A 14,432-nucleotide genomic window follows, 5' to 3' on the forward strand; every position below is an offset into this window, starting at 1 on the left:
GTTTTTATGATTATATAATACATTGTTACTGGGTATTTTGAAGGATGATATGTATACAGGATATATCTTTTTAACTCCGCTTTAATATCAGCTTTTCGATTGTAGTACCATCTTCATTTCCTTTAAAATAGCTTTCAAAATTAAATTTTTCGAGTAGTTTTCTTGAAGCGATATTTTCTGGGTGAATGACAGCAATTACATCATTTTCTTTATTGACGGTCGACGCTTGGGATAACAGATATTCACAAATTTTAGTTCCTAGACCTTGTCTCCAATGCTCTTTTCGTACTAAATAACCGATTTCAAAAATATGGATGTTTCTTTTGTAGAAGACTAGTTTACAATCACCAATGATTTGACCAGTAGCTGTATCCAATACTTGGAAATAACCAAGAGCATTATGCTGTTGGCCTAGATCTAAGATAAATGCAAATCTTCTCTTAGCATCTGTTTCAGATAGACCTTTTCCGGTGATGTATTGCATCAGGTCATCTTCTTTAACAAGATTAAGATAGTCTGAAAAGTCTTCTTCGGTATATTTTTTAAAAGTTAGCTGGGTGGTCATATGATGTGTAAATATAAAGGTTTTTAAAATTAGTGCTATTACCTGGAAGTTTTAACTCCATTATAAGATCTACGCCAGAACAATGATTTTTTACTTTCTTTAAGTTGCTCTATACAAGATTTAAGTTATGTTATTTAATAAAAAAATACTAAATTGATAATGCATTTTCATGTATTTTACTTATTAAAATTGCCCCAAAAAGTTAGAAACTTTTTGGGGCAAATCCGAAATCAATGACTTAAAGTTAATTAAATTAATATCCGGGGTTTTGTTCCAGCATGTTATTTCCTGCAATGGCTTGATTTGGAATAGGAAAACGATTCAGATGACTGCTATTAGAAGGCGAGTGATCCCACCAATTTTCTGTTGTGAAGGCTTTCCATCTGATGAGATCGGTTCTTCTTCGCCCTTCTCCTATAAATTCAATACTCCATTCATCTAAAAAACGATATTTATCTATATTAGCGGTGGTGACCGGATTTAAATCGATGTTGTCTTTAAAATTTCTTTTTCTAACATTATTGATTAGGGAAACAGCTTTAGTTTTATCTCCGACACGGAACTCACATTCGGCTAACATATAATAGATTTCGGCCAATCGGATTACAGGCATATCAGCACCCCATCTTAATGTATTATTGGCTAGATTTGGAATAGGAACTTTTACCAAACGAATTCCGGTGTTTTCCTCACCCTCCGACATTTTTGACGGGAGTTGCGCGACAGAGCTATATTTCTTTCCCTGACCTACTTCTGAGAATCGTGCCACCTGATCTACAAAATTTAAGGGCTGTTTATTATATTCTTCACCGCCAAGAATGGCTTTTCCATCTGGAGATAGATGTGGCCCCACGATGAACATACCTTCATAGTTTTCAGTGCCTAAATAACGATAAGGGCTCTTTCGAAAGTCCCCTGCGCTAAAAGTTTCAAATGGCGATCCTAGTTTAAAATCACTACTATAAAGTGTACCATCTGGTTTTCTAGAAGGAGTGAGGTGAGCACCATTATTCCCGCCCATATCTTGGCTAAAATACTCTCTTGTATTGTAATGGTAGAAATCTGCATAAAACCAATTGTACTCTAGCATTTTAAATTCAGAAGGCATAGACCATATAATCTCAGGAGAATTGTTGTTTTTGAACCCATGAACACCATTCCATGTTGGATCCAGTTGATAATCACCATATTCTTTATTGATTAGCGCTTGACTTAATTGTCTACTTTCCTCATACATCGGTTTACCAATATAGGCTTCTGCATTAAAATACAATTGAGCAAGCATTGCCGCAACAGCCGCTTTTCGAATTGCCCCTTCTTCTTTGTCACCAGTTTTTTTTGCAGGTAAATTATTAAGTGCTGCTTTCAATAATTTTTCAATATGTAAAAACAGCTCTTGGTCGGTATTACGAGGAAGTGATTCTTGATCTAGTGATTCAAAAATGGGCATTCCGCCAAAATAGTCCAGTCCTCTCAAATAGAAATATGAGATTAAAGCATCGAGCTGAGCCATATCAGCTTGTTGCTGGTCCGCACTTAAAGCAAATTTTGTATAATCCAATTTAGAAAGATCATTTTTGGTATCCAGAGCAAGGGCAACCCCCATCAGGGTTCCACGCCATGTTCCCCAAATCCAACCGTCGTCTGCAGTCCATTTGTGATAATGATAGCGTTCATTTTCTCCGCCATTATACCAATGCCTGCCCTTAGTTGTGATCGCAAAGTTGTCGGCAGTATATTCCTGTAATCTCCAGCGATCTTCTCCGAGGTACCACTTAGCATGGGTAAAAGGTCTAAAAAGGGCCGCTTTGATATCTTTCTCACTTTTGTAAAATGTTTCAGGAGTTACAGAGCTATAAAATTCCTGATCTAATTTGGTACAAGCCTGAAAGAGTAGCCCTGCAGATAGTGTTAGTATCGATATGTATTTTTTCATAATCTTATTTTTAAAAATTTACTTGTAAACCCATCATAAAAGTTCGTGTTTTTGGATAGACATTTCTTTCTTCAAAACCAGGTTCAAGTCCATTGATGTTTACTTCGGGATCTAACCCGGTATAATTTGTGAATACAAATAGATCTCTAGCGGTAGCATAAATACGGAGTGATTTTATAGGTTTGATCAGATTTGCATTGAAAGAGTAACCGATATTAAGTGCGTCGACTTTTAAGAATGTTCCTTTTTCAAGCCAGTAATCACTCAATTCTTTTTCACCTTTGATATTTTTGTGTTTATCGTAGGCTTCTGCCAGGACATTCTGGCCTTTCACATTTGGTAAGCTATAGTACATATTGATCATGTTAAAGACATCATGGCCAATCCAGCTGCGCATATAGATACTTGCATCCCAGTTTTTATAAGTGAACTGGTTGTTCCATGATAATTGCAGCTTAGGGATGGCATTTCCAACGAAGGCTTTATCACCAACCGTTTTACTACGTTCCCGAACATCAAATGTATTTCCATCTTTATCGTATAATTGCCAATAACCATCATCTGTAAAGCCTGCAAATTTCCATAGATAAAACCGACCGATTTCTTCTCCGGGGAATAGTCTTACTGCAGATCCTGGAGAACCTGGTGCCGGAAAATCTTTTCGATCAGTAAATGTTTGGCTGCCCCAAAGTGTATTAAGCGTGCTTTTATTATGAGAAGCAATAATACCAGTGCTATAAGTAAAGTTCTCATTAGAGACTGCTTTGAAATTTAATTCAAATTCGTAACCTGTGTTTTGCATGCTTCCAACATTCATCGTTGTTTTGTCATGAATTGCCGGAGGCTGGGAGACGCTGATATCATAAATAAGATCATCTATTTTACGTTTATAGAAGTCAATTCTTCCGTTCAGTTTATTTTCTAGAATTGAAAAATCTAAACCCAGATTATACTCTTTTTTTACTTCCCACTTGATGTCAGGGTTTTGATTGTGCATGACTCCATATGTCCTGAACCAATTTCCATCTTGTAAGAACCAGGTATCAGCACTGTACATGCGACTTGCTACTTTAGCATCAAAACCTTCATTTCCGGTTTCACCATATCCTGCCCGTAATTTTAAATCGTTGATTAAAGTAACATCTCTTAAAAATGGCTCTTGAGATACGCGCCATCCTGCAGACAGACCAGGAAAGAAACCCCATCTATTCTTTGGAGCAAACTTACTTGAGCCTTCATAACGTGCTGTCGCAGTAAGAATATACCGATCCAAATAAGAATAATTGACACGTCCAAAAAAAGCTGCTAATTTTACCCAAGGATTGCGCCATGAACCCATACCAGCTCTTCCTTCGACTAAATAACTTCCTGTTCCCATATCATTTTCTTTAATGCCATCTACAGGGAAATCTGAGTTATTGGCTGAAAATCCTTGCCCATTAAAATCTTGATAACTGTAACCTGCTACTGCGTTGACAGTATGGTTATCCCATCGATTGTTGTAATTAAATGTCCATTCAAATACTCTGTCATTATATTTATTATAATATTGTGAGGCGTTTCCATCTACACCATCCTGTCTTGATAATCGATGTTGGGCAGATCGATAATATGAACCATGCTCTGAATTGTTTTTTACTCCAATTGTTGCGCTAGTGGTTAAATGTTCTGTTAAATTAAGTTTTAATGTACTATTGGCTAAGAGATATTTAAATTGTTTTAAATCTGACCGAAGTTTGACTTCAGCAACAGGATTCCAATAATCATATCCACCCACAAGTACATTAAATCCGCTAACATCATTTACATCATAAGGAGTTTCTGTTGGATTGAGTACCATTGCCATATTGAAAATATCATTATTGCTTCCAAAAGCTTTTGCTTCATTGTAGCTAACATTGGTGTTTAATTCAGCAAACCCGTCAAAAAATTTAAAGGAAGAATTGATACGTCCACCGATTTCTTTCCTTTTAGAGGTAATGGCCATACCGGTAGCATCTCGTTTTGTAAAAGTAGTGTATACATTGGCGTTTTCAGATCCACCACTAATGTTGACCACTTGTCTATGGCTAAATGGATTGTTATTTGTCACTTCATCATACCAATCTGTTTTGTGTCCAAGGTCATTACCAAGGCCATATTCGATAAATTTATCAGCAGAAAGGACTTCTGGTTTTTTTCGGACTGTTTCGAGGAAATATTCTGACGTAAAATTAACTTGTGCTTTTCCGATTTGTGGTCTTTTTGTTGTAATTAGAATAACTCCTCCGGAAGCTCTGGTTCCATATATTGCAGCGGCTGAAGCGTCTCGAAGTACGTTAATTGATTCAATGTCTTCTTTAGCAACCGAGTTGATATCACCTCCCGGTACACCATCAATCACAACTAAAGGACCTTGTGATGCATTTACTGAATTAACGCCTCGAAGTTGTAAGGAAATTCCGGCATTGGGATCAGTCCCATTGGTCGAGATAATACTTAGTCCTGGAACTTTTCCCTGTATCGAAAGTAAGGGCGAGACTGCACCTGCGATCATGTCTTTTTGTTTGATAGTAGATACAGCACTTGTGAGCTCTTTTTTATCGATCGTTCCATAACCGACTACAACAGCTTCCTCTAGGCTTTGTGCTACCGATATCAGCTGAATCTTTAGGTTGCTTTCGCCATTGTACGGAACTTCTTGTGTTGTAAATCCAATCATCTTGATTGAGATCACGTCATTTTTTTTGACATTATTCAATTTGAAAGATCCATTCTGGTCCGAGGCGGTACTGTTAGAAGTACCTTTTACATGAACAGTGGCTCCTGCCAAAGGATTGCCTGATTCATCAGTGATACTACCGTTAAGTACTGCCTGTACTTCATTACTGTAGTTGGTCATGGGCGATGCATGAGATGTAATCGCGTAGAAATTGGTACTAAACAGTAATAATTTGGTAGCTACTTTAAAATTGTTAATTTTAAATTTCATAAGCTAAAAGGTTTGTAAGAGATATTTAGGGTTATTATTAGTGATTATAATATGTTGGATCGATCAGAAGTTGATGTAATGCGGCATCGCAATAATAATAGCTTATTAAGCACATAATAATTATCATACTTGGTTTGGTTATAGACATTAAATTGAGAAATTTTTAAACCTTAAACCTTATGTTGAGACATTTTGATATTATTCTGAGACAATTTGATGATTAATTTTCTTTTTATGAAAATTAATTAGTGATATTGGAAAGGAGTGGAGCGTTCATCATTAGCAGTTGAAGTATTGGAGAACAAGTAGCTAAAATCGAATGTTTACTGTTGAAGTTTTTTTCAAAAACCGTTTTTTATCAGATGATATTAATAGTTGAGGTGTTAGGCAACTGTGATTGTGCAATTCTTTGATTAAATTTTCCTTGAGGTATCCATTTTGAAAAATCTATTTTTATCCAATAGATAGGCAATACCGGTACCCGCGATATAACCGAATAGATCTGACCAGAGAAAACCTTGCCCAAAAACAAGACGAAGAACTGGGTTGTTTCTGATATAAATAAAGAAGGGAGTTTGTATTAATTGCATGCATTCTATCGAAAAGCAGAAAACTAGAGTGAGTATAATTGAAAATGGGAGTGGACGCGTAAAAAATAGAAAACGAAAGATCCAATATACCATTATAGCGTATAACACGTCGCCTGTTATTGCAGGAACAAAATCAATTCTTCTAGAAACCAAACCAAGTATTATGGTGATAGCTACTAAACCAACGTAGGTTGTTCTTTTATTTTTACTGTTTTTTATCATGTATTAGCAACATTTCAAAATTTCATAAAACACTTTTAAAATATATTCTTTTAAAGCTGATGTTTTATAAATAGCGATCTAGCGAAAATAACTAAATATTTCGGGAAGCTGGTGGTAATTTATGCCAAGTGATTATTAATGCATACAGAATATAGTCTAATATTAATTTTTCATTACCTAATTTAGCGGATAGTAATTCAACTCGACATGGATGATTTTTTGAAACAGATAAATGCCTATTATTCACTATCTGAAGAAACAGCAGATGCTCTGAAGGCAATCTGCAAAATACACTCTTTTAAAAAGAATGATTTAATTTTAAGAGCGGGAGATATGGCACGTTATTATTATTTTGTTCGTAAAGGTTTGCTGGGTTATTATACTATTAATGAGAGTGGTGACACAATTTTTAAACTTTTCTTTGAAGAGAATAGCTTTGTAGCTTCCACAGCCGCAATTATTGAACATAAGCCAAGTTTATTCCACATCATAGCGTTAGAAGATTGTGAAGTAATTATGTACCCTGCTCAAGTTTTTCGTGAATTGCTGATCAAATATCACGATCTTGCATTGTTTCATATTCATTATTTAGAGAAAAATTGGGTTGTAAAAAAAGAGCCTTTGGAAATCGACCTGAAATGGGATACAGCAAAAATACGTTATATCAAGCTTTATGAAAATCAGAAATTGTTTAAAAGACTTAAGCAACATCATATTGCCTCCTATCTTGGTATTACGCCAACACAACTCAGTCGAATACGAAAAGAATTAAATTTTTAATCCCTCAACATATGTAAATGTTTTTCATCTTTTGAAACTTGACTTTTGTCTTGAATTAAAACAATAAGAAGATGAAAAAAATTGCAATGATGTGCTTTATTTTTACATTAATACTTCCTGTTTTTGGACAACACATAGTCCATGAACATGTTTATAGTGCGAAAATGAACAAGAAAATTCCAGTGGTCATTATCACACCTGATATACTAGCGGGGAAAAGCTATAAATCTGTTTATATTTTGCACGGTTATAGTGGCAATTCCGAAAGAACTCATCAGCAAGATATTCCAGATCTTGTAGCAAAGTCGGAACTTTACCAAACTATTTTTATTTTACCTGATGCTAATTTTAACAGCTGGTATGTCGATAGTCCCATCGACATAGGATCACAATATCAAACTTTTATAGGAGATGAATTAGTAAACTATGTAGACGCACATTATCCAGTCTTTGCTCATAGAGAAAGTAGAGGAATTCTCGGTTGGAGTATGGGTGGCTATGGCGCTATGAATATTGGTGTTACCTATTCAAAATCATTCTCATTAGTAGGCAGTTCATGTGGAGCATTGGATTTTACTCGATTTGGAGAAGCTTATCATGGATACCAAGTTGATCAAGTATTGGGTCAATACGAACAGTTAGATCGAGCATTTCTGACATCCAGTAAGATTGCAAAAATGCAAACTGCAGATCAGTTTTATATTTTGGACTGCGGTATTCAGGACGAGCAGATGATCGGTATGAATCGTGACTTTCATGATCAGCTGATAAAGGCTAATGTGGATCATATTTACCAGGAATCAAATGGTCGTCACGATACCGCTTATTGGAGCAGATCGCTTTCCAATCAATTGGCTTTATTTAATAACTACTTTTATTATGAAAAACTTTAAAGCAGTTATTTATGTACTTGCAGGTGCCATTAGCTACGGATTATTGGCGACTATCGTTAAATATGCGAATGGTTTGGGTATAGGGACAAGTGCCCTTACATTTTGGCAATTTTTTATTGGATTTATATTTCTATTATTTCTCGACCTGATCTGGAAAAAAAGAAGGGGGGAAAAGAAGGTTACTGTATCTTTCAGATCAAAGTCAAGATTGGTATTTTGGGGAACATCACTTGGACTTACAACCACATTATACTACCTTTCGATCCAGTATGTTCCTGTATCTGTAGGAATTATTCTTCTCATGCAGTCTATCTGGATTAGCCTTATTGTGGAGATTGTCGTCCATAAAAAACGACCGACTAAAGCTAAAATAATCGGTGTGATCATTGTTTTAATTGGTACAGTGCTTGCAACAAATATTTTTGAAACTGAATTTAATCTCAGCGTAAAAGGTCTTCTATTGGGGTTAGGAGCCGGAGCTTCATATACTTTGTCGCTCTTTGCTTCAAGTTCAGTCGCTTTGGATGTACCCAGTCATTTACGAAGTAAATATCTTGTCCTTGGTGGATTAATTTTAGTTATCTTATTCTGGAATATTCGGATAGTGGAACAAATGAGCGCGGTCAGTTTATATTGGGGAATTGTGATTGCAATTTTTGGAACTATTCTGCCACCACTTCTTTTCACCAAAGGTATTCCGCAAGTTGGAATTTCATTAGGTAATATCTTTGCCAGCTTGGAGATTCCTGTATCGATACTGTCGGCAGTAATCATATTAAATGAGTCAGTTCATATAATACAGTGGGGTGGAATTATATTGATTCTGTTTGCTATTGTATTAATCAATAAACAAGAAAAGCCTCGATAGAGGCTTTTCTTGTTATATCACGAGATTTTAAATAAAATCTATTATAAATAATATAAATAGGTAAGAATCTTAGAACGAATATTGTTTCGTTAAGTTCGCACCATCTCCTGTTAGTGTAGGATTTTCAGTTACTTTAACTTTACCATCTACTTCTATTTTATAGTCTACAGATAAAGGTGCGCCATAATTGATTATTTGTACACCGCCTGAAAATGCGCGAATCGGTTCTGTCGTTTCAATAATGTATGTTTTAGTAGCACCAGTGAAATCAGTATCGCCTAATCCAATAGCCGATTCACCTGTTTTCACGACACCATTAACTTTCCAGACATCTGTTTTTCCACCGGGATTTCCTCCTGCCACAGCAATCGAAACAAAATCCTGATCAGCGTTTACATTGTTAAGGGTTACTGTGATTTTATAGTGACTTCCCTTTTGTTCTGGTATTGTATTATCATCATCTTTGCTACAGCCTATTGTCAACATGCTAAATGTCAGTGCTGACAAAATCCCTAAAAGTGCTATTTTTACATTTACTTTTTTCATAATTACTAATTTTATCTATTTTGTGATAGCAAATTTCCATAGATTGGGTTATTTGAACAATCATCTTAAACCATGATTTAATTTCTAATGGTTTACCATGATTTTTATAGCAAATAAAAGATCAACTCTTTTTATGCAGATATTTGTCATTTAATTACAAAACCCATGTTAAAGCGATACTTTTTATCAATCATATTTTCGATTTTTATTTTTGCATATTATGCGAAAGCACAACAGCTCATCCCGTTGGATGAAGAGGCTTATGTAAGGCAAATTAATGATCAGATTAATCGTGGTAATAGCGATAGTACACGCCTCTACAACTATTTACTGCTTTCAGAATACTGGGCGCCAACAGACGCTTTAAAAAGCAAGCAGGCATTGGATGCAGTATTGCACGATAAGAATAAAAATGTTTTAAGTATGGGGCTTTTAAATTATTATGAGGCAGTGTATGAAACAAATCAAGGTGATAAAATTAAAGCTAAAAAATTGTACAATGATGCGATATCTATACTTGAAAAAGAATCAAAGAATAAGGGTACCTTAATCAAATCTTGGTATAACTATGCATACATGCAAGTGGAGGACAAAGGTTATGATTTTTTGGTCAAGACTTTGACTGAAAAATGCATACCCTTAAGTGAAAAAAGTAGAAATACAGAACTTTTAGCTTATTGCAATACCCAATTAGGTTTAACTTTTATGTCTGTTGGCCAGCTTAATACTGCTGAAGAATTTCAAAAAAAGGCGCTGGAGCAACTCCTTAATATTCCTGAAAAAAATACAGTTCATCTTATTACTTATCTCAATCTTGTTAGTAATTACTGTTATAAACCCGATAGTAAAACAGCAAAAATCTATCTGGACAAGGCAACAACACTTATTAAAAAATATCCCAACACACAGCATGCGGCTAATTATTATTACCAGGTGGCCATGTATCATACAACAAAACAGGAATTTACTCCAGCTTTGGAAAATCTAAGTAAGGGTATTGCATTGGCAAAAATAAAAAAGCAAGTAAAGATGTTGCAGATGTTAAATTTTAGGAAGTATAATGTTTATCTGATGCAAAAAGATTATGTGAAAGCTAAATCGCTGATGGAGGATATTTTAGATGAGGATATCTTGACGAAAGAAGGCATCAATCGTAAGATAATAATTACCCAATTGGCTACGGTTAATGAATTAATGGGCGACTATAAACAAGCTTATCAATGGTTAAAAAAGTCAAGCGCATTAAGCGATAGTCTGCAACAAAAAAAATTACTGGAGAAAATGAATGCGTTGGAAATCTCACATCAAACTTCAGTAAAGCAACAAACCATTAATCGTTTAGAGCAGGAAAAAAAGGAAAATGAGCTCTTAGCTAGAAATAAGAATCTACGTGCTATACTATTAGGCATTGCTCTTGGCTTAAGTTTGGTTATTGCATTCTTAGCCTATCTCAATTATACGAAACAAAGGAAATTGAATGAACAAATCAGTTTGAGTCATCAGCAACAGTTGTTACGTATTGAGAACAAAAGAAAATATGATGCAACACAAGCTCTTTTACAAGGAGAAGAGCAGGAGCGTCAGCGTATTGCCCAGGATCTACATGATAGTATGGGAGGAATGCTGGCCAACATCAGAATGTCCATCTCAAAGGATGGGATAGGGAATATGAATGAAACAAATGATATCGTCCAAAAACTAGATAGGTCTATTTCGGAAATGCGTCGTATTTCTAGAAATTTGATGCCTGAGACCTTAAAAAATCTAGGCCTTGAAACTGCATTATCAGAGCTTTGTGAATCCATGAGTTATAAAAATTTACACATTCAGTTTGAAGCTTTTGATTTATCGGAAAATATTCCTTTTGAGACTCAGCTCGCTCTTTATCGAATTACACAAGAAAGTATAAGCAATGTCATCAAATATGCACAGGCGAATAATGTAATTGTTCAGATCAGTCAGAATGACAATCTTTTGAACCTTACCATTGAAGACTATGGAATTGGATTCGATAAAAATCAAATTACAAAAGGATTAGGATTAAAGAACATTGAAAACCGTGTACAATTGATTAATGGAACGGTAGATATTACTTCTGCAAAAGGGGAAGGGACTACAATAAATGTCGAATGTTATGTCTAGTAAAAATACGTTAAATCTGGCAATAGTTGATGATCACCCGATGATTGTGGAGGGACTAAGATCTTTACTTCAAAATGAAAATAAATTTCAAGTGTTTTCATTTACAAAAGGTGCCGCTATATTGGATTTTATTCAGGAAAATACAGTCGATATTATATTATTGGATATTATTTTAAGTGATGGAAATGGATTGGACTTTTGTAAAAATATTAAACAAAAATCTCCACATTCTATTGTGCTTGGTATAAGCAATCAGGCCGAACGCAGTATTATCTTCCGGTTTTTAGAAAATGGTGGTAATGGTTATATCTTAAAAAATGCTGATTCAGAAGAAATCGTTGCGTGCATCGAAAAAGCATTGGGCGGTGAGATTGCTTTAAGTAAAGAAGTACAGCAGATTATGTTAAGGCCTTCGCTCAATACTTTCGAAATACCACGACTGACAAAGAGAGAACAGCAGATTTTAAAATCTGTAGCTGAAGGACTTACGTCAGCAGAAATAGCTGAGAAGTTATTCATTTCCATCATTACTGTAGAAACTCACCGCAGAAATCTACTGAAAAAATTTCAGGCAAAAAATATGATCGAATTAGTAAGGCTTGCTACAGAGAATAAATTGATCTAATCTAAATTATTTCGACAATTTCTTATCCTTAACTCATTTCATCTAACCAAACGACAACTATATTTAGCCTGTAAAAAGTACTATCAATATATGCATGATCTTATATTTTTTTTTAACTTTGACAATACAACTAATCAATTTTAGTAAACATAAATTCCATTGATGATGAGTCGCATATATCCTAGTTGCCTTTTAGCTATATTTTCAATTATATTTCTATTTGTTTCTTGTAAAAAATCAGATGTCAAACAGGAGCTCTTAAGTAATGGTCTATCCATTATCGCGACTGATGGCCACGTTGCGATTAGTGGCTATCGATCCTTTGTTGGTGAAGTTAGTACAGTCTATTGGTTAGATGATCTAAAGACAGATGCGACTACATTTATTAAAAATATCCCGAATGGAACTTTTTATCGTAAAGCTATTGATGATAAATCTAGAATAAATTTTGAATATAAAAATAAGTCAGGGGTAAAGGAATCCTATCAGATGGACCAAGGTAGTTTCCTCTTAGATACCGTTATGTATTATTATAAGAACAATGTGAAGGTAAAGATGAATAGTGATAGTGTGGGGGTCCTACGGACTATGACAATGTATAATGATAAACCATTGTTTGCAGGTATGTATGGAAAGGTTTCTGGAAATTTCGGAGGAAGCTCATTAGCTATAGGTAAACCTTTTTATTGGAATGGTGTATCTGCGCCAGAAGAATTACCGTTGCCGAGCAAAGGAGTATTTAAAGAAGTAACGACAATTTTTCAAGGTAGTGCAAATACAGTTTATATAGGTGGTAATTGTGGTTTTCCGGTCTATTGGAAAAATAAAGAACTTGTTGTATTGGATGAACGTTATGGTGAAGTTCTGCAGATTACACAATCGAACAATGATATCTATGCTGTTGGATTAATTAATAAACATCAATCAAACAGTACTGGTCATACTGCTTGTTATTGGAAAAACGGCGTTCTTCACGAATTAGAAGATAATGCTCAAGCTTCAGGAATTTTTATTAACGGTGAAGATGTTTATGTAACAGGCTCAACAGGAGACGTTCCTGTAAATTATAAGCCATGTTATTGGAAAAATGGTGTTCGTGTTGATCTGCCTACATCATAATTTTAACCTTACATTTTTTTTCTCTTTGGATTTGCTGTGATTAAATTTGAATATCTAAAAATAAGTGTAATTTAGGTCTTAAAATTATAACCCAATGCAATATTCAATACATTCTATTTTATTGCTTCTTTCTCTTTCAAGTACATGTCTATTGGCGCAGACTAAAGAAGAGCTTAAGAAAAAATATGAAAACAGTGATCTTCACAAGGAAACGGAGAAAAAAATGAGAAATTCTAGAGCCTATCCCGATAGTGTGATTCTAGCACCTCTTCATTTTACAAACTCTTTCGTTACTTTAGATAGCGCTGTAAATGACTTTCAATCTTTCAGTATCGATGTAGAAATATTGAATGACATTCCTAATGATTATGCGTTTTATATTTCACCTTTCAACATCAGCTTAAATGGTATGCCTATATATGGGGGCATCCAAACCCATTCTGATGGTTTTAGTGTGAAAGATAACTCCTATCAGCAAATAGGCCGAGGCGGGATCTTTTCGCGTTGGTATGAACGAAGTAAGGAAGCTACTCGCTCCAAAGGATATTACAATAGTAGTGATGGCGAAGGTGATTTCATCAGTGTTCGAAATAAACTTAATTGGAATAAAGGAAAATATCGCCTGAAACTTTCAAAAGCTGATTACGTTCCTGGAAAAGCAGTTGCAGAACACTATAATCCTAAAGATCTATATTTCGCCTGGGGCGATATGGAACATACGTGGGTGACCTACACGGTTGAAAATTTGGAAACTAAAAAAATTGATACCATAGGTTCCATGGCTTTTCCTGGCAAGAAGTTAGTGATGGGCAAAAGTATCATATACTTTACAGAGCAGTATCATAAAGCGTTTGATTTTGCTAGCCAAGATCGTAAACTTGGAAAGGGTTATCTCCGATATAAAGATATCCCGGTCATTGATATGACTTTAAGTAATTTGAGGATAAATGATAAAGAGTTTATTCCAAAGGAAATAAAAACTCATCATAACAGAACACATCATCCAGATCAGGATCAGATCAAAATGCCAATGCCGGTTCTGTCGACAGATAGCTATAATCCAACAACTGGAGTATTGACTTATCGGATCGGTGAGTTGGTGAAGTGGTAAATAATCAGTAAATAGTAATGTCTATAGGGCCATGGAATGTTCTGGTCTTATAGACATTACTATT

12 protein-coding genes are annotated in these 14,432 nt (G+C 35.0%); 7 read left to right on the forward strand and 5 right to left on the reverse strand.

The window, feature by feature from the left end; all coding sequences use genetic code 11:
- Window positions 1–70: 70 nt before the first annotated feature.
- The 4 genes from ACFS6I_RS06045 to ACFS6I_RS06060 form a co-directional block, all read right to left on the reverse strand.
- Complete coding sequence (locus tag ACFS6I_RS06045; RefSeq protein ID WP_380918838.1) at window positions 71–565, reverse strand: GNAT family N-acetyltransferase; 495 nt, start codon at window positions 563–565, stop codon at window positions 71–73.
- Between the two features lie 253 nt (window positions 566–818).
- Window positions 819–2,501, reverse strand: a complete 1,683-nt coding sequence (locus ACFS6I_RS06050) for a RagB/SusD family nutrient uptake outer membrane protein (protein WP_380918840.1) — start codon at window positions 2,499–2,501, stop codon at window positions 819–821.
- Between the two features lie 10 nt (window positions 2,502–2,511).
- Window positions 2,512–5,472 carry a SusC/RagA family TonB-linked outer membrane protein gene (locus ACFS6I_RS06055; protein ID WP_380918842.1) on the reverse strand — a complete coding sequence of 987 codons (2,961 nt, stop codon included), beginning with the start codon at window positions 5,470–5,472 and terminating at the stop codon, window positions 2,512–2,514.
- A 413-nt stretch (window positions 5,473–5,885) separates the two neighbouring features.
- Window positions 5,886–6,284 carry a ribosomal maturation YjgA family protein gene (locus tag ACFS6I_RS06060; RefSeq protein ID WP_208698561.1) on the reverse strand — a complete coding sequence of 133 codons (399 nt, stop codon included), beginning with the start codon at window positions 6,282–6,284 and terminating at the stop codon, window positions 5,886–5,888.
- A gap of 207 nt (window positions 6,285–6,491) precedes the next feature.
- Here ACFS6I_RS06060 and ACFS6I_RS06065 point away from each other — a divergent pair, with 207 nt between their 5' ends.
- From ACFS6I_RS06065 to ACFS6I_RS06075, 3 genes are all read left to right on the forward strand, one after another.
- Window positions 6,492–7,064 (forward strand): Crp/Fnr family transcriptional regulator, encoded by a 573-nt coding sequence (locus ACFS6I_RS06065; RefSeq protein WP_380918844.1) that lies wholly within the window; start codon window positions 6,492–6,494, stop codon window positions 7,062–7,064.
- Window positions 7,065–7,135: 71 nt separating this feature from the next.
- A complete protein-coding gene (locus tag ACFS6I_RS06070) occupies window positions 7,136–7,957 on the forward strand; it encodes an alpha/beta hydrolase (protein ID WP_380918846.1) in 822 nt (273 codons plus the stop codon).
- Window positions 7,944–8,825 carry a DMT family transporter gene (locus ACFS6I_RS06075; RefSeq protein WP_380918848.1) on the forward strand — a complete coding sequence of 294 codons (882 nt, stop codon included), beginning with the start codon at window positions 7,944–7,946 and terminating at the stop codon, window positions 8,823–8,825. The genes ACFS6I_RS06070 and ACFS6I_RS06075 overlap by 14 nt, the downstream gene beginning before the upstream one ends.
- 69 nt (window positions 8,826–8,894) lie before the next feature.
- Here the strand turns inward: ACFS6I_RS06075 and ACFS6I_RS06080 are convergent, their stop codons facing one another.
- Entirely contained in the window at window positions 8,895–9,371 is a 477-nt protein-coding gene (locus tag ACFS6I_RS06080; protein WP_380918850.1) for a hypothetical protein, read from the reverse strand.
- 165 nt (window positions 9,372–9,536) lie between these two features.
- Here ACFS6I_RS06080 and ACFS6I_RS06085 point away from each other — a divergent pair, with 165 nt between their 5' ends.
- The 4 genes from ACFS6I_RS06085 to ACFS6I_RS06100 all read left to right on the forward strand — a co-directional run bounded on the left by ACFS6I_RS06085 (window position 9,537) and on the right by ACFS6I_RS06100 (window position 14,368).
- On the forward strand, window positions 9,537–11,513 hold the full coding sequence (locus ACFS6I_RS06085) for a tetratricopeptide repeat-containing sensor histidine kinase (RefSeq protein WP_380918852.1): 1,977 nt from the start codon (window positions 9,537–9,539) through the stop codon (window positions 11,511–11,513).
- The gene (locus tag ACFS6I_RS06090; protein WP_380918854.1) at window positions 11,506–12,138 is read left to right on the forward strand and encodes a response regulator; all 633 of its coding nucleotides are present in this window, start codon (window positions 11,506–11,508) and stop codon (window positions 12,136–12,138) included. Before ACFS6I_RS06085 ends, ACFS6I_RS06090 begins: the two co-directional genes overlap by 8 nt.
- A gap of 162 nt (window positions 12,139–12,300) precedes the next feature.
- Complete coding sequence (locus tag ACFS6I_RS06095; RefSeq protein WP_380918856.1) at window positions 12,301–13,257, forward strand: hypothetical protein; 957 nt, start codon at window positions 12,301–12,303, stop codon at window positions 13,255–13,257.
- 94 nt (window positions 13,258–13,351) lie between these two features.
- Window positions 13,352–14,368, forward strand: coding sequence for a hypothetical protein (locus tag ACFS6I_RS06100; protein WP_380918858.1), 1,017 nt, complete (start codon window positions 13,352–13,354; stop codon window positions 14,366–14,368).
- Window positions 14,369–14,432 lie beyond the last annotated feature (64 nt).

This window comes from Sphingobacterium anhuiense (assembly GCF_042686355.1).
Lineage (GTDB): Bacteria > Bacteroidota > Bacteroidia > Sphingobacteriales > Sphingobacteriaceae > Sphingobacterium > Sphingobacterium anhuiense.

Coding starts and splice junctions, on each gene's coding strand:
- ACFS6I_RS06085 (WP_380918852.1), top strand. CDS start 9,537: ATGTTAAAGCGATACTTTTTATCAATCATATTTTCGATTTTTATTTTT.
- ACFS6I_RS06080 (WP_380918850.1), bottom strand. CDS start 9,371: ATGAAAAAAGTAAATGTAAAAATAGCACTTTTAGGGATTTTGTCAGCA.
- ACFS6I_RS06090 (WP_380918854.1), top strand. CDS start 11,506: ATGTCTAGTAAAAATACGTTAAATCTGGCAATAGTTGATGATCACCCG.
- ACFS6I_RS06055 (WP_380918842.1), bottom strand. CDS start 5,472: ATGAAATTTAAAATTAACAATTTTAAAGTAGCTACCAAATTATTACTG.
- ACFS6I_RS06070 (WP_380918846.1), top strand. CDS start 7,136: ATGAAAAAAATTGCAATGATGTGCTTTATTTTTACATTAATACTTCCT.
- ACFS6I_RS06045 (WP_380918838.1), bottom strand. CDS start 565: ATGACCACCCAGCTAACTTTTAAAAAATATACCGAAGAAGACTTTTCA.
- ACFS6I_RS06050 (WP_380918840.1), bottom strand. CDS start 2,501: ATGAAAAAATACATATCGATACTAACACTATCTGCAGGGCTACTCTTT.
- ACFS6I_RS06100 (WP_380918858.1), top strand. CDS start 13,352: ATGCAATATTCAATACATTCTATTTTATTGCTTCTTTCTCTTTCAAGT.
- ACFS6I_RS06095 (WP_380918856.1), top strand. CDS start 12,301: ATGATGAGTCGCATATATCCTAGTTGCCTTTTAGCTATATTTTCAATT.
- ACFS6I_RS06060 (WP_208698561.1), bottom strand. CDS start 6,284: ATGATAAAAAACAGTAAAAATAAAAGAACAACCTACGTTGGTTTAGTA.
- ACFS6I_RS06065 (WP_380918844.1), top strand. CDS start 6,492: ATGGATGATTTTTTGAAACAGATAAATGCCTATTATTCACTATCTGAA.
- ACFS6I_RS06075 (WP_380918848.1), top strand. CDS start 7,944: ATGAAAAACTTTAAAGCAGTTATTTATGTACTTGCAGGTGCCATTAGC.